Annotated in this window: 17 protein-coding genes and 1 pseudogene; 15 read left to right on the top strand and 3 right to left on the bottom strand. The window is 33.7% G+C overall.

What is annotated here, in order from left to right; genetic code table 11:
• Positions 1-100 precede the first annotated feature (100 nt).
• Complete coding sequence (locus SD960_RS14855) at positions 101-853, bottom strand: type 1 glutamine amidotransferase domain-containing protein (RefSeq protein WP_318804350.1); 753 nt, start codon at positions 851-853, stop codon at positions 101-103.
• Between the two features lie 97 nt (positions 854-950).
• Here SD960_RS14855 and SD960_RS14850 point away from each other — a divergent pair, with 97 nt between their 5' ends.
• The 15 genes and pseudogenes from SD960_RS14850 to SD960_RS14780 all read left to right on the top strand — a co-directional run bounded on the left by SD960_RS14850 (position 951) and on the right by SD960_RS14780 (position 18,321).
• Complete coding sequence (locus SD960_RS14850) at positions 951-1,856, top strand: LysR family transcriptional regulator (RefSeq protein ID WP_042562930.1); 906 nt, start codon at positions 951-953, stop codon at positions 1,854-1,856.
• Positions 1,857-2,083: 227 nt separating this feature from the next.
• Positions 2,084-2,776: an NUDIX hydrolase gene (locus tag SD960_RS14845; protein ID WP_318804348.1), complete on the top strand. Its 693-nt coding sequence runs from the start codon at positions 2,084-2,086 to the stop codon at positions 2,774-2,776.
• Between the two features lie 10 nt (positions 2,777-2,786).
• Positions 2,787-3,986 (top strand): M48 family metalloprotease, encoded by a 1,200-nt coding sequence (locus SD960_RS14840; RefSeq protein ID WP_318804346.1) that lies wholly within the window; start codon positions 2,787-2,789, stop codon positions 3,984-3,986.
• Position 3,987: 1 nt separating this feature from the next.
• A complete protein-coding gene (locus tag SD960_RS14835) occupies positions 3,988-9,408 on the top strand; it encodes an AAA domain-containing protein (protein WP_318804344.1) in 5,421 nt (1,806 codons plus the stop codon).
• A gap of 222 nt (positions 9,409-9,630) precedes the next feature.
• Positions 9,631-10,464, top strand: a complete 834-nt coding sequence (gene prs / locus SD960_RS14830; RefSeq protein WP_318804343.1) for a ribose-phosphate diphosphokinase — start codon at positions 9,631-9,633, stop codon at positions 10,462-10,464.
• A gap of 91 nt (positions 10,465-10,555) precedes the next feature.
• Positions 10,556-10,888 (top strand): hypothetical protein, encoded by a 333-nt coding sequence (locus SD960_RS14825; protein WP_318804341.1) that lies wholly within the window; start codon positions 10,556-10,558, stop codon positions 10,886-10,888.
• Between the two features lie 2 nt (positions 10,889-10,890).
• Positions 10,891-11,751, top strand: a complete 861-nt coding sequence (locus SD960_RS14820; RefSeq protein ID WP_318804339.1) for a hypothetical protein — start codon at positions 10,891-10,893, stop codon at positions 11,749-11,751.
• Between the two features lie 139 nt (positions 11,752-11,890).
• Entirely contained in the window at positions 11,891-12,973 is a 1,083-nt protein-coding gene (locus SD960_RS14815) for an adenylosuccinate synthetase (protein WP_318804337.1), read from the top strand.
• A gap of 8 nt (positions 12,974-12,981) precedes the next feature.
• On the top strand, positions 12,982-13,509 hold the full coding sequence (locus SD960_RS14810; RefSeq protein WP_318804335.1) for an NADAR family protein: 528 nt from the start codon (positions 12,982-12,984) through the stop codon (positions 13,507-13,509).
• An 8-nt stretch (positions 13,510-13,517) separates the two neighbouring features.
• Complete coding sequence (locus SD960_RS14805) at positions 13,518-14,036, top strand: O-acetyl-ADP-ribose deacetylase (protein ID WP_318804333.1); 519 nt, start codon at positions 13,518-13,520, stop codon at positions 14,034-14,036.
• A gap of 292 nt (positions 14,037-14,328) precedes the next feature.
• Positions 14,329-14,520, top strand: a complete 192-nt coding sequence (locus tag SD960_RS14800) for a hypothetical protein (RefSeq protein WP_318804332.1) — start codon at positions 14,329-14,331, stop codon at positions 14,518-14,520.
• Complete coding sequence (locus SD960_RS14795) at positions 14,513-15,067, top strand: RNA 2'-phosphotransferase (protein ID WP_318804331.1); 555 nt, start codon at positions 14,513-14,515, stop codon at positions 15,065-15,067. Before SD960_RS14800 ends, SD960_RS14795 begins: the two co-directional genes overlap by 8 nt.
• Positions 15,068-15,105: 38 nt before the next feature.
• A complete protein-coding gene (locus tag SD960_RS14790; RefSeq protein ID WP_318804329.1) occupies positions 15,106-15,945 on the top strand; it encodes an ADP-ribosylglycohydrolase family protein in 840 nt (279 codons plus the stop codon).
• Positions 15,946-15,957: 12 nt separating this feature from the next.
• A pseudogene (locus SD960_RS14785) lies at positions 15,958-16,688 on the top strand (metallophosphoesterase family protein).
• Between the two features lie 163 nt (positions 16,689-16,851).
• The gene (locus tag SD960_RS14780; RefSeq protein WP_318804327.1) at positions 16,852-18,321 is read left to right on the top strand and encodes a nicotinate phosphoribosyltransferase; all 1,470 of its coding nucleotides are present in this window, start codon (positions 16,852-16,854) and stop codon (positions 18,319-18,321) included.
• Positions 18,322-18,568: 247 nt separating this feature from the next.
• Here the strand turns inward: SD960_RS14780 and nadD are convergent, their stop codons facing one another.
• Both nadD and gmk read right to left on the bottom strand, forming a co-directional pair.
• Complete coding sequence (gene nadD / locus SD960_RS14775; protein WP_318804325.1) at positions 18,569-19,150, bottom strand: nicotinate (nicotinamide) nucleotide adenylyltransferase; 582 nt, start codon at positions 19,148-19,150, stop codon at positions 18,569-18,571.
• Positions 19,151-19,262: 112 nt separating this feature from the next.
• Complete coding sequence (gmk, locus tag SD960_RS14770; protein WP_318804323.1) at positions 19,263-19,835, bottom strand: guanylate kinase; 573 nt, start codon at positions 19,833-19,835, stop codon at positions 19,263-19,265.
• Positions 19,836-19,847 lie beyond the last annotated feature (12 nt).

Below are 19,847 nucleotides of genomic sequence, written 5' to 3'. Positions count from 1 at the left end.
AACGTAGATCTTTTATTAATAATTTCTGATATACTAAGTGTCTAAGTTTTTTAAAGATTTCCAAAATCTTAGTAACTTAGAACCTTAGCAACTTAGAATCTTAGTTTAATTTCTCCAATAATTTTCCTGCAACTAATTTTGATGAAGCTGGATTTTGTCCTGTAATTAAAAGTCCGTCTTCAACAGCGTACGGCTGCCAGTTTTCTCCTTTTGAGAATTTAGCTCCGTTTTGAGTTAAAGCATCTTCTAATAGAAACGGAACTACTTTGGTTAAACCTACAGCTTCTTCTTCTGTATTGGTAAAACCGGTTACTTTTTTGCCTTTTACTAAATAATCACCTTTTACTTTTACATTTTTTAAAACGGCTGGCGCATGACAAACAAATGCAACTGGTTTATTATGAGTGTAAAAAGATTCGATTAAAGCGATTGAGCTTTTATCTTCCACCAAATCCCAAAGCGGACCGTGACCTCCAGGATAAAAAACCGCATCATAATCTTTTTGATTAATAGTCGAAAGTTTATGTGTGTTTTTTAATTTTTCCTGTAATGTTTTATCGGCATCAAAACGTTTTGTGTCTTCCGTTGCTGATGACGGATCGGCACTTTTAGGATCAATTGGCGGCTGGCCTCCAAGCGGCGATGCGATGGTAATTTCTACACCTTTATCTAATAATTCATAATAAGGAGCAGCAAATTCTTCTGACCAAAATCCGGTTTTTTCTCCTGTATTGCCCAGTTTGTCGTTACTGGTAACAACGAATAATACTTTTTTCATCTTTTTTGTTTTTTGAGCTGTTGCCGAAAAGCCAGCTGTTAATACGATTATTGCGATTAATGCGATTTTTTTCATTTCTTATTATCAATGTTTAAATTTTGATCAAATTTACACCTTATGTGATATTAGTAAAAATAAAATAAACTATGTTTGTTATAAATAAAGTTATATCATGGTAAATTTGGAATGGTACAGAACTTTTAAGTCTGTATATAAAAATGGAAATTTTTCTGTCGCTTCAAAAGAGTTGTTTATGAGCCAACCCGCGGTTAGTCAGCAAATAGCTATGTTAGAAGCGCATGTTGGTTATAAATTATTTAACCGAAAATCTAAAGGCGTAGAACCAACAGAGTACGCTAAGTTACTGAATAATTTGATTATAGATGCGCTCGACAGATTAGAAACTGTTGAAAACGGATTCAGGGCAAAAGCAGAAGATTCTGTCCGCTTGATTTCTGTTGGTGTTTCAAAAGATTTATTCAACAGCTGCGGGAGTATTTTGATTTCTAAATTTGATTTTATCGATTTTACGTTTGCCGAAGATGATGCACTTTTTGCACTTGTTGATGCCAAGAAACTTGATTTTGCCATTACAACAAAAAGATATGATACGTTTGATACTATTTACGAAATCGTAGGTAAAATTAAATTAATCATGGTGGCGCCAATGAATTTAAATATCGAAGAATTCCGTCAGAAATTAAAAGCTGATAATTATACCGAAACTGAAAAATGGCTTAACAACCAAAAATGGTATAGTCATGATGCGAGAATTCCGCATATCAAATTATTCTGGCTGCATGCTTTTAGTAAAAAAAGACCTTCAATGGTGCCTAATTATATTATTCCATCAGAATCTGAAATGTTGGAAATGCTGTCTAAAAATTCGGGACTTGCGATAACCTGGAATTGCAATGCGAGAAAATATATTAAAGAAAACAAATTGCAATTAGTATGGAATAGTTTTCACGTTCCTGAGGAATTTGTATACTTATTGACGGCCAAAAACAATAATTTAAATTCTTTTTTTGAAGCTATTTCTAAAGAATTAAAATTGTTTTTAGGAAATAGGTTGTAATTTTTTTTCGCTACAAATTATTTTTTTGCCACGAATTTCACGAATTGGCACGAATTTTTTGTTCACTGTGAGATCAAATACTAATTCGTGCCAATTCGTGAAATTCGAGGCAAACTTCTCTACAATCATAAAAAACACTGCAGATTAAAATTCGTGGCAAACTTTTTCGTTTTAGTATAACAACGGGAAACTTCAATAGTTATATTTGTTGTTAATGTGTTTGAGTTATGGAAAATCTTCAAAATATTAGAATCGCTGTTGATGCCATTGTTTTTGGATATAAAAACAACAGTTTATACGTGCTTTTAATAGAACAAAAATTTGGTTCTGCCGAAAAATACTGGGCACTTCCGGGCGGTTTGGTAAAAAATGATGAATCGTTGAGCAACTCTGTGATTAGAGAGTTACATGAAGAAACCAATGTGCAATTAAAGTTCATGGAACAGCTTTATACCTTTGGCGATGATATTTTCAGGGATTCCCGAAACCGTGTTATTTCGGTTGCCTATTATGCTTTGGTCGATGCTTCAAATCTTGAAATTAAAGCAGATACAGATGCCGATAAAGTACAATGGTACAAAATAGACGAAATTCCTTCTTTGGCATTCGACCATAATTTAATTATCAAAAAAGCGATTTCAAGATTAAAGGCCAAACTTACTTACGAGCCCATTGGTTTTGATTTACTTCCCGAAGAATTTTTGTTCTCTGACCTTGAAAATTTGTATTGTACGATTTTAGAAAAAGAAATTGACCGTCGAAACTTCAGAAAAAAGATACTTAGTTATGGATTTTTAGAAGAAACAGACAAATTTTCACCCATAAAAAGTGGTCGTCCGGCAAAATTATTTAAGTTTAATAAATTAAAATATAATGACTTGATAGAAAGAGGCTTTCATTTTGAAATAAAATTTGCTTAACCTACTTAACATGATTAAACCATTTCCATTCCATTCTGATTTAAGAGATTATTTTAAAAAGCAAGACAAAACCTGGTCTTGGTTTTCTGAAGAAAAAGTAAAAGCAGAACAACAAGAAGCCTTTAAAACCGATTTATTAAAAAATTCTTATCGGATTGATCCCAATACAGAACCTAAGGTTTATGAAATTTTAAATATAGCAAAAGATAAATTAGGAATTCTGGTTCCCATCACGATTTATCAGTCGCAAAGTATGGACAATAATGCCGGAGTTGTTTTTTTTGAAAACGAAGCCCACATTATTTTATCAGGAACGATTTTAAAATTGTTAAACGAAGACGAATTACTGGTTTTATTCGGACATGAATTGTCGCATATTTTGTTGTTTAATCTGGAAAATGGCGATTTTGAAATCACCAACAGAATCATCAATACCATTGCAAGCGACGGCAACAGCGAATTGTTTTATTATGAAACTGCCAGATTGTATCAGCTTTACACCGAATTGTATTGCGATTTGGGTGCTTTAAAAGTCAGCGGAAGTTTGGAAACTACCATTCAGACATTAGTCAAATTAAATACTGGTTTAGAAAAAGTTTCGGCAGAAAGCTATTTGAAACAAGCCAATGAAATCCTGGAAAGAATAGAAAAAGGTTCTGACGGAGAAACGCATCCGGAGAATTTTATCCGGGCAAAATCATTGGAAATTTTTGAAAAAGATAATGCCAATTATTATTCCAAAACAGAAAAAATCATTTCCGGAAAAACCGATTTGCATCAATTAAACTTATTTAATAAAAAGCTGGTTTTTGATATTACAAAAGAATTAATCTCGATTATTCTGAAACCAAAATGGACGCAATCTGAATATTGTACAGCACTTTACAAACAGTATTTTTCCAATTCTGATAAAAAAACCGACGCCTTTATTGATGATGCTTTCAAACTGAAAATAGAAAACAGCAAGAAAAACTTAAAAGAATATTATGCTTACGTAATGCTTGATTTTGCTTTGTGCGACCCGGATTTGAAAGAAGCCTTTATTGGGCATATTCTGGATATTTCGGAACAATTAAGTTTAGAAGATGAAATGAAAACAATTCTGAAAAAAGAACTGAATCTGACCGAGAAAACCTATAAAGCATTTGCCCAAAATTGCACTTCTACCTTAAATACTATTTTAGAATCAGACTTAGAAAACACTTATTAAGATGATTACACCCATAAAGGAATCCGCTTTTTATCAATTTATTACCGAAAATTTTCAGAAAGGAGTATTTGCCAACGATGATATTATTGCCATAATAATGCCTTTGTTGAAAACAGTTGCTTCGATTCATAATCAGGGAAAAGTGGCATCGCTACAGGATATTTCGACGATTTATATCGAAAACCAGCATTTGCATATTACCGATAATGCATTCGAAATAAAACAAAATACAAAAGCAATTTCGGCATTTTTTAAAAGTAAAAGTAAAGCGTTTGAAATTTCGGGAGAACATTTTAATACAACCGAAATTGGAGAAGGAGTAAAAAGAGAATACGGCGATAAAAGTGTTTCTGATGATGATTTAGAAAATTCTAAAAAACCGGTTTATGTAAAAGATTATAGTTCTTTTGAATTTGAATTTGATCATCATGATCCGTTGACAGACATTTTTGTTTTGGGAATGATTCTGGCAAGTATCGCTTTGCAATTTGATTTTACAGATATCGAAGATGTAAAACGTTTTGTAGAATATCGCAAGAAAATGTACTTTTTGAACAGCAAAATAAATCCTGCAATTGCCAATATTATTTTGGGAATGACAGAATTAAATCGCGAAAATCGCTGGAAAGATTTAAACGAAATAGTCGAAAAACTTCAAAATTACAGAGATTATAATCCTGAAACCGAATATGATTTATCGCATTTAATTGACGCAAAAGTTAAAAACAGAAATCAGTTTATTCATGAAAAACTTCGAAACCGATTATTTGATAACAGCAAACGAAACCGATTATTATATTTTCAGCCGAATTTAAAATTTCTGAATCTTACCGTTTCCTCCGTTCCGCAGGCGTTGAATTATGAGAATATCGATCCGAATGCTATTTTTTACTGGAATGCTGAAATCTCCAAAAAAATCAGCAATACCAGTACGATTTCGCTCAACAAATATTTAGAATTTCAAGACAATACTTATATAGTTCCAACGCTCGATAAAATTCGTTTAGAAGCCAATAAAGACATTAACGAATACGGATTTAGTCAGTTAAAATTAGTTTTATGCAACCTGAATTGGTTCAATACCAAAGAAAATAGTTCAGAGAAAATAGTTTCGCCTTTGCTTTTGGCATCGGTCACACTCACCAAGAAAAAAGGTGTAAAAGATGATTATACGCTCGAATTTTTAGATTCTGAAGTCGAAATAAATCCGGTTTTGGCAAATATGCTAAAAGATTTATATGATATTCGATTGCCGGAAACAATTCAGCTTTCGGAAACTAAAATCGAGGAGATTTATGAATTATTAAGAATTCAAGTTGAGAAAAACAGTTCGGGAATTGTTTTGGATTATATTGAAAAACCCAAAATAAAACTGATTCATTCGCAGGCAAAACAAATCCTGACGCAGTTTAATAAACGCTCGAAAAAACGGGAAGCGATCCAAGATCAAAGAAGCCTGAATTATTCTTATAAACCCGAAAATTATCAGCCTTATGGTTTAGAATTGTTTCGAAATTATGTTTTCAAACAAGCTTCATCTCTGGAATATCTGATAAACAGCGATATCAAACAGAATCCTCATTTTTTCAATGAAAATAAAACGATTGAAAGAGAATTTTACCAGCTTGATGAAGGCGACGTCAACCCTTTCCGTTGGGAATTTGATACCTGCAATTTAATCTTAGGCAATTTTAATTATAAAAAAATGTCTCTGGTTCGAGATTACAACCAGGTGATAGAAAATGATGTTGAGAATAATGTTTTCAAGAGTTTGTTTAATTCATTGGCACAAAAAGATTTTAAAAACGAGCTGGAATCCGGAAACAGTTTTACCAAAACCTTTAATGTTGTGGCAAGCGATCCTACGCAAAACAATGCCGTAAAATATTCAGAATCTGGAGAAAGTTATATTATACAAGGTCCGCCGGGAACAGGAAAATCGCAAACCATTGCTAATTTAATTGCCAATTATGTGGCAAATGATAAAAAGGTTTTATTCGTTTGCGAAAAACGTGCGGCATTAGACGTTGTTTTTTACCGACTTAAAAATCAGGGCTTAGACGATTTATGCTGTTTAATTCACGATTCGCAGGCAGACAAAAAAGAATTTATTTTTGATCTGAAACAAACTTTTAACGATTTTACAGCATCCAAAAATAATTTTGAAGCAATAGCAAAAGCGCGAAATAAGCTCGTTGAAAAAATTGATGCTGAAATTAATAAAGTGGCAATTTTTCATGAATTTATGAATGCCAGAATCGATTCTGAAACCAATCTTACGATCAAATCGATTTTTGATGTTTTGATTTCGAATTCGCATAAAGCGTTATTGGATAATTTAAACACGCTCGACGACAGGGCAGGATTAGAAGACTGGAATAAAAACCAAGAATTATTCGAGAAATTATTTGCGATAAATCTGGAAACAAACCAATCTGAGTTTTTCTCTGTGCATCCGTTCCGCTTTTTAAAAATGGATGCTTTTCGCAAATACCAGCATATTTCTGATTTAAAAAAGGATCTGGAAAACAGTCAGGAATTATTAGAAAACATTTCAGAACGACTGGATTTTGTTTCTATTCCGCCAAAAATTGATACGTTTTTTGAGATTCATAAATTCCTGCGAAAAGCAATCGGCACTTTTATTTATTTTGATAATAATGTAGCCGAATTATTAGAACCAAACAGTGTGCTTTTTAGATCGCTTGAAAAAGATGTTCAGACTTTATTGAAACTGCGATCTGATATTGAAAAACTGGCAAAACAATATCCGTATTGGACCAGCACAATATCTGAAACTGAAGCAAAAACGGCTTTGGAAATCATCAGAAAAAATGAAAACAGCTTTTTTAATTTTATAAGTTCTGATTTTAAGAAGACAAAAAACGAAATTCTCGCCGTTTATGATCTTAATAAACATGCAGTAAAACCAAGTTTATCTGTTATTTTAGAAAATTATATTGCGCAGTTTGAGCTTGAAGAAAAGTTCAATTCTTTGAAAAGTGATTTCGAAAATAATTACAATTTGGGTGATTTATTCGAATTAAAATACCATACTGAAACGCTTAAAAAAGAATTAGACGCCACGATTCTGGATTTTGCCAAAAACCTGAATGCAGAAGAAAGAAAAGAAGTTTCGGAAATTAAGAATTTGTTCTTAAAAGTAAATTCGTCTTTGTGCGACAGTATCGAAAATTACGAGAATTTAAGTTTATCGGCCATTGAAAACGAAATTACAGCGATCAATACCAAGAAAGCTTATTTTGATTTGTACGCTTCTTTTTTTGATGAAATACAAGATGTAAACCCGTCGGTGATTCAATTATTAAAAGGAACTAAAATTCCGCTCGATCATTTAAAAATTACTTTGGCAGAAAGATCATTAGAGAAATATTATGCGATTAATTATACGCATAAAAAATTCAACATGGATTTGCTGCATACTTCTATCGAAAAAGTAAAAAGAATGTATGCTGATTTATTAGAATTAAACGGAAAATACATCATTGCAAAACAAGTCAGCAACCTGAAAGAGTTGATTTTAACTTCTGAAATGTCGGTTTCCGGAATGACATCGGAACAAAAAGAAAGCAAAAGATCGATTACCGAAGGAAGAAAAATTCTGGAAAATGAATTCAGTAAAAGCATCCGATTTAAATCTATTCGTGAATTAGCGTCTTCAGATTCCGGTCAGATTATCCGAGAAATAAAACCCGTTTGGTTAATGAGTCCGTTGAGCGTTTCAGATACTTTGCCGGTGGATGATAACTATTTTGATGTTGTCATTTTTGATGAAGCGAGTCAGATTACGCTCGAAGAAGGATTGGTGCCCATTTACCGAGCCAAACAAACCATTATTGTTGGGGATGAAATGCAAATGCCGCCAAGTAATTTCTTTGGAAGTTCATCTGGAAACCAGCACGATTTATGGACCGATGCAACCGATGAAGATGATGATTATTTTTCTTTAGATGCCGATAGTTTCCTGACGCAAGGCGCACGCAAATTTCCGTCGATTATGTTGGGCTGGCATTATCGAAGCAAACACGAAGCTTTGATTGGGTTTTCGAATGCTTCATTTTATGACAGCAAATTGTTGACTATTCCGGATTTGAAAGATCACAGCAAAGTGGGCGAAGCGATTGTTGTGAATGATGTAAAAGAGGCAAAAAACAATCTGGATCATTTGTTTTCTAAGCCAATATCCTATCATTATATCCAAAAAGGAGTTTATAATGCCCGTTCTAATATTTTGGAAGCGCAATATATCGCCAATATGGTTCGTGAACTTTTAATTCAGAATAAAGAACAAAGTATTGGTATTGTTGCTTTTTCGATGGAACAGCAAAACGAAATCGAAACGGCAATTGAAAACATTTGTATAGAAGATAAAGTTTTTGAAAACCTGATTGAAGAAGAATACAAACGTATTGAAAACAACCAGTTTGTTGGACTTTTTGTAAAAAACCTCGAAAATGTACAGGGAGACGAACGCGACATTATTATTATGAGTACGTGTTACGGGTATAATCCGACGGGAAAAATGCTGATGAATTTTGGGCCAATCAACAAACGCGGCGGAGAAAAACGACTGAATGTAATTTTCTCCAGAGCCAAGAAAAGTATGTGCGTCGTGAGTTCTATAAAATACACAGACATTAAAAACGAATACAACGAAGGTGCAAATTACTTTAGAAAATACCTTCAATATGCGGAACTAATTAGTTTGGGACAATTGGAAGCGGCAAATAATGTTTTGAATTCGATAAACAGCAAAAACAAAATTGAAACTTCGAGTTTAATCGCCAACCAAATTCAGGCAGAAATCGAGAAAATGGGCTATTTCGCTACCCAAAATATTGGGCAAAGTAAATTTAAATGTCATTTGGGAATCAAAAAAGCCGCAGAAGACGAAGAGTTTGTTTTGGGAATTATGATTGATGATGATCTTCATTATGCGAATGACGATATTCTCGAGCAATATCTTTTAAGACCAGAAATCCTAAAAGCCAACGGCTGGACAGTTTGCCAGATTTATTCGAAAGACTGGATTGAAAACAAACCAAGAGTTTTAAAAATGATTGGGGCGGCGTTGCACAATCAGTCGTTTTTTGATGATGTTGAAATGGAAGAAACGACCATTGAAATTGAAAATAATCTCTCAGAAAATAATCCCGAAACAGGATCTAACGCAAATGCTAATTTTGAAAGATACCTGAATACTTCAAACGGAAGTAATAAGTTTTGGGAAATTTGTACCGAAGGTAATACGATAATTGTTCAATACGGAAGGGTAGGAACCAAAGGTCAAAAAATGGTAAAAGCTTTTGACAGCGAGGATAAAGCACTAAAAGAAAAACGAAAACTAATCGCCCAAAAAGTAGCCAAAGAATATTTTAAAGAATCTGCAGACGATAACTAACATAAAAGTGTAAAATTTTTCACCATTAAGATATTAAGAAAATTAAGTCATGCTGCTTAATGAAACTTAATATCTTAATGGTAAAAAAAAATAACGTTTATCGTTGATAATCTGTGGCTTAAAAAATAAAAAGCATATTTGCGTAAATTTTACACAAAATAAAATTGTTTATTAAATAATTAAATCTATATTTGCGTATAATTAACGCAAACTAATAAAATTATGATACTTAACCTAGACCCAAAATTCGCTCCATTTCAAAATCAGGAAGAAATCAAATTTCAAAGTTTTATATTTTCTGGTGGAGAACCACACATTAAAATCAGTCCTGATTTTGATGCAAACAGAAAAATAACAATAACACATAGACTAAACTCTTTCAACGATTTAGGATTGTTGTGTGTTACAGTTGATGCGTTGCGCAGAATGGATGTTAAGATCATTGATCTTTTTATTCCGTATTTCCCGGCTGCGAGACAAGATCGTGTTATGATTCCCGGCGAACCATTATCTGTAAAAGTGTATGCTGATATTATAAATGCAATGCAGTTAAACAAAGTATTTGTTTTTGACGCACATTCTGAAGTGACTCCGGCTTTATTGAACAACAGGACAGTTATTCCAAATTATACTTTCATTAAACAAGTTCTAAACGTAATAGGAGAAAACGTAAAATTGATTTCTCCAGACGGAGGCGCTTTGAAGAAAATCTATAAAGTGTCTGAGTTTTTAGGCGGAGTTGATGTTGTAGAATGCAGTAAAAGCCGAGATGTAAAAACCGGAAAATTATCTGGTTTTAAAGTTTATGAAGACGACTTAAACGGAATTGATTGTTTAATTGTAGATGACATTTGCGACGGCGGTGGAACTTTTGTTGGCTTAGCCGAAGAATTAAAAAACAAAAATGCCGGAAAATTATACTTAGCCGTAAGCCACGGAATCTTCAATAAAGGTTTTGAAGTTTTAGATTGTTTTGACAAAATATTTACAACGAATTCTTTTAAAGATTTTGAAGGTGAAAACGTTCAAGTAATCAAATTAGATCAATTGGTCTAAATAAGAGTTTCAAGTTTCACGTTCTCTACGGCAACCTGAAACTTGAAACCTGAAACAAAACAATAAACTATTAACAATAAACCCAAAACTGATGAGCGATTTAAAACCAAGATTTATTGAATCTTTAAAAAGAAACAATGATCAGATTAGAGAAGACAGAGCCAAAACAATTGGTGAAGATTCTGAATTAATTTACAGACGTCGAGTTGAAGACATCGAATTAAAAATAAAAAGACTCGAAAGAGAGCAGGAAGGCCTTATCGATATTAGTCCGCTTGACAAGAATAGTTTGACTTTTGCCGACTTTCAACCGGAAGCATTTGTGCAAAGAGATATGGAATTATCATTAACAATCAGAAATTTAAATATTCAGTTTGAAGTGACAAAAAAGAGATTCGAATATTTATTTGGTAAAACTTTTTAATCATGGGAGGTACAAGATACGATTTAGGCGCTCGTTTGAGTAGAGCCGAAGCAGCAGGTTACGGAAAAAAATCAGCAAGTGAAATTTTCACGCAAAATTCATTGCATATGGCACATGAATCTATGAATCCGAATGGCATCACGTTTAGAGAAGCCAGAGATTCAGAAGTTCATCCAAACACAGTTCCAATTATTTTGGGATTGGATGTTACAGGAAGTATGGGGCATATTCCGCATGAATTGATTAAGGATGGACTTCCGAAATTAATGGGAGGAATTATTCAGGGCGGCGTTCCGGATCCGGCACTTTTGTTTTTAGGAATTGGAGATCACGAATGCGACAGATTTCCGCTTCAGGTTGGACAATTTGAATCTGGCGATGAAGAACTGGATATGTGGTTAACCAGAACTTATATTGAAGGCGGAGGTGGAGGAAACGCCGGAGAAAGTTATCTTTTGGCGTGGTATTTTGCGGCTTTTCATACCAAAACCGATGCTTTCGAAAAAAGAGGTCAAAAAGGATTGTTGTTTACTGTTGGTGACGAACCAAATTTGCCAACGCTTCCGGCATCTGCCATAAAAGAAATTATGGGTTCTGGACAGCAAACATATACGTCTCTGGAATTATTAAAAGAAGCACAAAAACGTTACGAAGTGTATCATATCAGCGTATTACATTCTGATCAGGCTGTAAGAGCAAATGTAGCTTGGAAAGAATTGTTGGGACAAAATTGTTTATCTATAGAAGATCACAAGGAAATCCCGAATGTAATCAAGAAAATCATTTGCGATACACATAAAAATTCTGGCTCAGGTTTAGGAACAATTCCGCTTGACGGATTAGATAATATAGAAATGCTTTAAACAACTTTGCGCCTCTGCGTCTTTGCGAGATTATTATTTTAAGTTTTTTAATACTAGCGTGAAATTTGCTCGCAAAGTCGCGAAGACGCAAAGTTTTTTCTAAGTTTAAGTTGAAAGAACTTAAAAAATATTTTACAAAATGAAAACAGCTCAAATAGTTATAGGTTTAGGATTTGGTGATGAAGGAAAAGGAATTACAACAGATTTTCTGGCGAAGCAAAATCCTGAATCTATAGTTATTCGGTTTTCGGGCGGGCAGCAAGCGGCACATACGGTAATGATTGACGGAAAAAAGCATGTTCATTCGAGTTTTGCCAGCGGAGCACTTCGCGGTTTGCCTTCTTATTATAGCGAACATTGCACGATTCATCCGGTTTTTTTATTCAATGAAAAAGAAGAACTCGAAGAGAAAGGCGGAAATGTTGAACTTCATATTCATCCGTTAGCGAAAATAACAACTCCGTTTGATGTTTGGCAAAACCGAAATAACGTGAGAAATCTGGATCACGGGACTTGCGGGAAAGGCGTTGGAGCCACAATGAAACGTAACGAAGGTCAGTACAAATTGTATGCGATTGATTTGATTGCGCCAAAGCAAATGCTTTTGGAGAAACTGCAAAAAATCGCTTATTATTACGGTTTTTTAAATGAAAGTGAAATCGATGCAGAAGTAAATCATTACTTAGAAATCATTGATAAAATAAAATGGAACATCAGCGATTACAGTTTTTTAGGCAACTATGAAAATCTGATTTTTGAAGGAAGCCAGGGAATTTTACTCGACATGGATCACGGTGTTTTCCCGAATGTGACGTATGCCAATACAACTTCAAAAAATGCTTTTGAAATCTGCCAGAAATTAAAAATAGATGATGTTGAGGTTTATTATGTTACCAGAAGTTATTCAACCCGACACGGAAGCGGCTGGATGGCAAATGAAAGAGAATTAAAATTAAAAAATAACGAAGAAGAAACCTGTGTTTACAATGATTTTCAAAGAGAATTTCGAACAGGCGATTTAGATTATGATCTTTTAAATTATAGTTTGAAGTTGGATGCAGCTTATAGTTTAAACGCAAAAAGAAATTTGGTTGTAACCTGTATGGATCAGATTGAAGTGGATTATGAATTTGAACATTTAACAACAGAGTTTAAGGAAATTTATGGATCATTTTCACCCGATTCTAAAGATTTCAAACAGATAACTTCTTTGTTTCAATAAAAGAAAAAATGAAATATAATATAGAAAATATAGATCCAGAAAATAAGTTTTTGTTTTTCTGGGGACATCAGCCCAATAAAGACGGAAGTATTTCGAAAACCTGCTTTAGTCAATGGTGGTTAAGTTCTTTTGAAGTCGATAAAGTGATCTACAAAACTGCCGAACACTGGATGATGGCTAAAAAAGCCGAATTGTTTAAGGACAATGAAATTTTAGCAAAAATCATTAAAGCCAATTCTCCTGCCGAAGCCAAAAAGTTAGGCCGAGAAGTGAAGAATTATAATGAAACGCTTTGGCTAGCCGCCAGATTTGACATTGTGAAGGAAGGGAATTATCATAAATTCAGTCAGAATCCGGAGTTAAAAACTTTTTTGCTAAATACAAAAGACAGGGTTATAGTAGAAGCAAGTCCCGTCGACGCCATTTGGGGAATAGGAATGGCGGGTGATCATAAAGATGTTATGAATCCGAAGAAATGGAAAGGCTTGAATTTGCTGGGTTTTGCTTTGATGGAAGTTAGAGATGAATTAGAATAAGTTAGATTATGGAAATACAAATTCTCAAAGCCGATATAACAGAAATTCAAGTTGATGCAATTGTAAATGCAGCTAATACTTCTTTGCTTGGCGGAGGTGGAGTTGACGGTGCTATTCACAGAAAAGGAGGAAAAGCAATTTTAGAGGAATGCATTCAGATTCGAAACAAACAGGGCGGTTGTAAAGTTGGAGAAGCAGTCATTACAACGGCAGGTAATTTGCCTTCAAAATATGTAATTCATACCGTTGGCCCAGTTTGGAATGGTGATAAAGAAGAAAAAAAGAATCTGCTTGCAGCTTGTTATCAAAACAGTTTAGAACTGGCTGTTGAGAATAATATTAAAACAATTGCTTTTCCAGGTATTAGCACAGGAATTTATCATTTTCCAAAAGATAAAGCGGCAGAAATTGCTATAAAATCAGTTCAGAATTTCGATAAAATTTCAGAAATGGAAAAAATAATATTTGTTTGTTTTGATGACGAGAGTTATAAAATCTATAATGATTTTATTAGAAAAAAGATATAAGAAATTGAGTTAGATTATTGTTTAGAATTTAAAAATGACTAGATAGATTTGACTATTATAAGATAGCTCCATCGGAGCATAATATTTATAGCTAAATATACATGTGTTATGAAAAAGCTCCAGCGGAGCGATATCGCCTTATATTTTGAATTCCAAAATATGCCACCCCGATGGGGTTCGTTTGAAATAAATTAAACTTTCTATAAATATTTCATCCCTCTGGGATTTGCATTTTACGATCTAACTCAGATAATTAAAAACAACACAATGAAGATATTGTGTACAATACAAAATGAAAATAGAATTAAAAAAATACGATGAGCAAATTGTAGCATGGCCGAAATCAGGCTATCACATTATGGCTCAATATGAATTTGTTCAGAATAAACAATTAGAAAAGCTCATGGTTCCTGCTGAAAAACCTTTCCTTTTTAAGGATGAAGAACTGAATAAAAAATTGAAAATCTCTGGAAATCATGAATGAAAAAACTGCAAAAAGCGTAAGCAAGTTCCTGAGTTTAGTTCTTAGACATTCGCCGGAAACTATCGGATTAAAACTAGACGAAAACGGTTGGGCAGATGTGGAAGAATTAATTGAAAAATGCAATAAAAAAGGAAGTCAAAATCAAATGACTGCTGAACTTCTGGATTATGTAGTAGAAAATAATGATAAAAAACGTTTTGCTTTTAATGAAGATAAATCGAAAATCAGAGCAAGTCAAGGACATTCCATTTCCGTTGAATTAGATTTAGCAGAAACAGAACCTTCGGAATATTTATATCACGGAACGGTTGCCAAGTTTATGGAAAACATTAAAAAAGAAGGTTTACAAAAAATGAGCCGTCAGCATGTGCATCTTTCCAAAGATCGTGAAACGGCGATTAAGGTAGGAAGTAGAAGAGGAGTTGCTCAAATTCTAACCGTTAGAAGCGGTGAAATGAATCGGGACGGATTTAAATTTTATTTATCTGAGAATAATGTTTGGTTAACAGATGAAGTTCCGGCAAAATATATAGAGTTTAAATCATAAACAGAAATCCCCCAAATTAACAACCAAAAACAATAGTTATGATACTAGAAGCAGCAATAGGCGACGCATACGGTGCAGGTTTTGAATTTCGAGATTTAGATTTTATTTCTCAAAACAACAATCTTACTCAATATCATAAACACGGACTTTGTACTGAGATTTATAAAAGATATACAGACGATACGCAAATGGCAATTGCAATTTCAGAATTGTTATTAGAAGAAGAAAATTGGAACGAGGTTAAAGTTGCAGATAAGTTTGTCGAAGTTTTTCATAGAGATAAAAGACGAGGATATTCAGACCGGGTTTACAATGCCTTGGATGCCAGTTCAAATGGATCTGATTTTATTAAAATAATCAATAACGGAAGTAACGGAAACGGTTCTGCAATGAGAGCCTATTCTATTGGCTACTTAAAAAATATAGAGCAATTAATGGAGTTTTGCGAAATTCAGGCAAAAACTTCTCACTTTACTGTTGAAGGTATAAGTTGTGCAAAACGTATTGCTTTGGCAGTTCATTATTTTAAATACAATTTGGGTGATGGATCGACTTTGATTGCGTTTCTAAATGAAACTTTAAAGGAAAATGAGAATTATAAAATTAATTCTCCAATTGACATGCACGGATATCCAACAACACAAGCTGTTATTAAGATTGTATCTGAAGCAACGTCAATGAAGGATTGTTTAAAAACAAGTATCGATTATGGCGGTGACACAGATACTGTAGCAGCTTTATGTATGGCAATTTTAAGTCACAAACAAAATTGTGATAAAGTCTTGCCTTCGTTTTTGTATGAAGAGTTAGAAAACGATAAGTTCGGGAAAGACTTTTTGACTAAATTGGATGTGGATCTATTGAATAAATTTAAATAATTCAGTGAATACATGAAACGAACATTAGTCTTTGGCGATATTCACGGTGGTTTAAAAGCTTTAATTCAATTACTGGAAAAAGTTGCCGTTAAAGAAAATGACAGGCTTATTTTTCTTGGAGATTATGTTGATGGCTGGAGTGAATCAGCACAAGTTGTTGGTTTTTTGATTGATTTATCTCAAAAACAAGAATGCATTTTTATACGCGGAAATCATGATGTTTGGTGCCATGAATGGTTGAACAAAGATGTTGTAAATGATATTTGGTATCTGCATGGCGGAAAATCAACTATAGAAAGTTATCAGAGCATTGATTCTTTGGAAAAAGAGAAACATCTTGATTTTTTGCGAATATGAAAGATTATTTTGTAGATGAGCATAATAATTTGTTTATTCACGCTGGTTTTTCATCAATGCATGGTCCGGAAAAAGAACATTATGCAAGCAATTTTTCTTGGGACAGAACACTTTGGGAAATGGCTTTAACGATGGATAAGAGAATTCAAAAAGATTCGCTTTCCTATCCTAAAAGATTATTGCTTTACAATGAAATTTACATTGGCCATACGCCAACACTTCATTATAATATTGAAATTCCAATGCAAGGCTGTAATGTCTGGAATATCGATACTGGAGCAGGTTTTTATGGAAAATTAAGTTGTATTGATATAGAAACAAAAGTATTTTGGCAAAGCGATGTAGTGCAATCATTTTATATAAATGAAAAAGGAAGAAATAAGTAGTTTTAAAATATAATTGAGGACAAAGAATAATTACACAAAGACACGCAAAGAAAAAACACAAAGTTGCACAAAGAAAATTAAAACTTTGCGAGTCTCTGTGATAAACTTTGCGAGTCTCTGTGAAACCCAAAAAATTTTACAAGAATTTAAATAACTAAAATATATGAACCCACTTTTACTAACAGACGGTTACAAAGTTGACCACAGAAGACAATACCCGGACAAAACAACATTAGTATATTCTAACTGGACACCAAGAAAATCAAGAATTGAAACCCTTGATGAAGTTGTGTTTTTCGGATTGCAGTATTTCATCAAAAAATATATTATTCACGATTTTGATACTTATTTCTTCAAACAGCCAAAAGAAGAAGTTGTTAAAAAATATGCACGCAGAATCAATAATTATTTGGGTGAAAATCAAGTTGGAACAAAACATATCGAAGATTTACACGATTTAGGATATATTCCGATGGTTTTTAAAGCTTTGCCAGAAGGAGCAAGTGTTCCTTTAAGAGTTCCAATGTTTACGATGTATAATACGATTCCGGAATTTTTCTGGTTGACAAATTATTTCGAAACCTTGCTTTCTGCGGTTATTTGGCTTCCTTGTAACTCGGCTACAATTGCCAGAGAATATAGAAAAGTATTAGACAAATATGCCGACGAAACTTCTTCTGTTCCTGATTTTGTAAATTGGCAAGGACACGATTTCTCAATGAGAGGAATGGGTGGAATTGAAGCTGCCGTAACTTCTGCAGCCGGACATTTATTAAGTTTTACAGGATCTGATACTATTCCGGCAATCGATTTTTTCGAAGAATATTATAATGCTAATTCAGATACAGAATTAATCGCAGGTTCAGTTGCCGCCACAGAGCATTCTGTAATGTGTATGGGAACTACAGAAGGCGAGTGTGAAACTTTCAAAAGATTAATTACAAAAGTATATCCAAAAGGAATTGTTTCTATCGTTTCTGATACCTGGGATTTATGGAAAGTGCTAACCGATTATTTACCACGTTTAAAAGAAGACATTGTTGCCAGAGAAGGAAAAGTAGTCATTCGTCCTGATAGTGGAGATCCGGTTGATATTATCTGCGGAAATCCAAACGGAAAAACAGAACAAGAGAAAAAAGGGGTAATTGAGCTTCTTTGGGATGTTTTTGGAGGAACAACCAATGCAAAAGGATACAAAGAACTTATTCCGCAAATTGGCGCTATTTACGGCGATAGTATTACGGTAGCAAGAGCAACACAAATTTGTGAAAGATTAAAAGAAAAGGGTTTTGCTTCTACCAACGTTGTTTTAGGAATTGGTTCATTCACGTATCAATACAATACCAGAGATACTTTCGGTTTCGCTATGAAAGCAACTTACGGTGAAGTTGACGGCGAAGGAAGAGCAATCTTTAAAGATCCAATCACTGATGACGGAACTAAAAAATCGGCCAAAGGATTAATGAAAATTGATTTAGTTGATGGAGTTTATCATTTAGCCGATAATGTTTCCTGGGAAGAAGAAAAACAAGGTGAATTGAAAGAAGTTTTCAGAGATGGAAAGCTTTTAGTTGACCAGTCTTTGAGTGATATTAGAGCGCGAGTAAAAAGTGCTGTTAATGTTGAAGCATAAAAGGAAATTCAATTATGATTTAGGATAGTCCCAAAGGGACAACATATTTAGAGCATTTTTTAAAGATTTCTTTACGGAAACCCCATCGGGGTGATATATTTGGTGACCAAAAATGTCGCTCCGATGGAGCTCTGGACCAAACGCTTATTGCTAGCTATAAATATTAAGCTCCGCTGGAGCTATTCATGAAATAATTTAACTTGATTTATATTAAAAACGAAAGCCTGAATTTGTAATTCAGGCTTTTTTATTTCTTATAAAAATTATTATGATCAATATATTCCCAAACTTTTGGAGGCAATAATGGCTGAATATTTTTTCCTTCTTTAATACTGTTTCTTATAAAAGTAGAAGAAATCTCTACAATTGGCGCATCGATAATATGCACTTTCGGGTGTGATTTTAATTCGATATTTTCGACTTCTTCAGAAATGCGCGGATAAACATAAATATCATAATGATCCAGAATGACTTCGTAGTTTTTCCATTTATGAAGCGTTTTTAGATTGTCTTCACCCATAATTAAAGAAAATTCATGAGTTGGATATTTCTCCTGCAAATGGACCAACGTATTTACGGTATAATTAGGCTGAGGTAATTTAAACTCAATATCCGATGGTTTAATTTTTGGATAATCTTCAGTGGCGAGAAAAACCATTTGCAAACGCTGATGATCGTCCAGTAAAGTCGCTTTCTTTTTTAGCGGATTATGAGGCGTAACAACCATCCAAATCTGATCTAAATCGGCAAACTCAGCCATGTGATTGGCAATAATCATATGACCAACATGAATGGGATTATATGTTCCGAAATAAAGACCTATTTTCATTTTTGAATTGTTTCGCAGAGATTCGCTGAGCTTTCACAAAGATTCACAAAGTTTTTTTAATTTTCTTTGTGTGACTTTGTGTTTTTTTCTTCGTGTATCTTTGTGTTATAATTTAAGCATTCACAAAAGCTTTTACTAACTGATAAGCTTCTTCTTTAGCCGTATCTAAATCATAATTTTTGATAATGGTATCAAATTGTGGAGCAGTAGCCAGTTCAACCGAAGCTTTTGCAATACGCATGTTAATTTTGTCGTCAGTTTCTGTAGAACGTTCTTTTAATCGGCGTTTTAATTCGTCAACGCTTGGAGGTTTTACAAAAACGGCCAGAGTTTGTTCCGGAAATTTATGTTTGATACGTAATCCGCCGGCAACATCAATATCAAAAATCACATTTTTTCCCATTGCCCAGATTCTTTCGATTTCCGTTTTTAAAGTACCGTAAAAGTTATCACGGTATACTTCTTCCCATTCCAGGAAATCTTCGGCTTTAATGTGTTTTTTGAATTCTTCCAACGAAATAAAATAATAATCCTTTCCGTGTTCTTCTTCTCCGCGTGGGTCGCGTGAGGCCGCTGAGATCGAAAATTCTAAATTTAAATCTTCTTTCCCAAGTAAATGTCTTACTATAGTTGTTTTTCCTGATCCTGACGGTGCTGAGAAAACAATTAATTTTCCTTTATTCATTATTTATGCTTT

Origin of the sequence: Flavobacterium sp. MMLR14_040, assembly GCF_033657265.1 — a bacterium.
Taxonomy (GTDB): Bacteria; Bacteroidota; Bacteroidia; order Flavobacteriales; family Flavobacteriaceae; genus Flavobacterium.
Note: the sequence above shows the minus strand (reverse complement) of the source record. Positions and strands in the feature narration are given on the sequence as shown.

Coding starts and splice junctions, on each gene's coding strand:
- SD960_RS14855 (WP_318804350.1), bottom strand. CDS start 853: ATGAAAAAAATCGCATTAATCGCAATAATCGTATTAACAGCTGGCTTT.
- SD960_RS14850 (WP_042562930.1), top strand. CDS start 951: ATGGTAAATTTGGAATGGTACAGAACTTTTAAGTCTGTATATAAAAAT.
- SD960_RS14845 (WP_318804348.1), top strand. CDS start 2,084: ATGGAAAATCTTCAAAATATTAGAATCGCTGTTGATGCCATTGTTTTT.
- SD960_RS14840 (WP_318804346.1), top strand. CDS start 2,787: ATGATTAAACCATTTCCATTCCATTCTGATTTAAGAGATTATTTTAAA.
- SD960_RS14835 (WP_318804344.1), top strand. CDS start 3,988: ATGATTACACCCATAAAGGAATCCGCTTTTTATCAATTTATTACCGAA.
- prs (WP_318804343.1), top strand. CDS start 9,631: ATGATACTTAACCTAGACCCAAAATTCGCTCCATTTCAAAATCAGGAA.
- SD960_RS14825 (WP_318804341.1), top strand. CDS start 10,556: ATGAGCGATTTAAAACCAAGATTTATTGAATCTTTAAAAAGAAACAAT.
- SD960_RS14820 (WP_318804339.1), top strand. CDS start 10,891: ATGGGAGGTACAAGATACGATTTAGGCGCTCGTTTGAGTAGAGCCGAA.
- SD960_RS14815 (WP_318804337.1), top strand. CDS start 11,891: ATGAAAACAGCTCAAATAGTTATAGGTTTAGGATTTGGTGATGAAGGA.
- SD960_RS14810 (WP_318804335.1), top strand. CDS start 12,982: ATGAAATATAATATAGAAAATATAGATCCAGAAAATAAGTTTTTGTTT.
- SD960_RS14805 (WP_318804333.1), top strand. CDS start 13,518: ATGGAAATACAAATTCTCAAAGCCGATATAACAGAAATTCAAGTTGAT.
- SD960_RS14800 (WP_318804332.1), top strand. CDS start 14,329: ATGAAAATAGAATTAAAAAAATACGATGAGCAAATTGTAGCATGGCCG.
- SD960_RS14795 (WP_318804331.1), top strand. CDS start 14,513: ATGAATGAAAAAACTGCAAAAAGCGTAAGCAAGTTCCTGAGTTTAGTT.
- SD960_RS14790 (WP_318804329.1), top strand. CDS start 15,106: ATGATACTAGAAGCAGCAATAGGCGACGCATACGGTGCAGGTTTTGAA.
- SD960_RS14780 (WP_318804327.1), top strand. CDS start 16,852: ATGAACCCACTTTTACTAACAGACGGTTACAAAGTTGACCACAGAAGA.
- nadD (WP_318804325.1), bottom strand. CDS start 19,150: ATGAAAATAGGTCTTTATTTCGGAACATATAATCCCATTCATGTTGGT.
- gmk (WP_318804323.1), bottom strand. CDS start 19,835: ATGAATAAAGGAAAATTAATTGTTTTCTCAGCACCGTCAGGATCAGGA.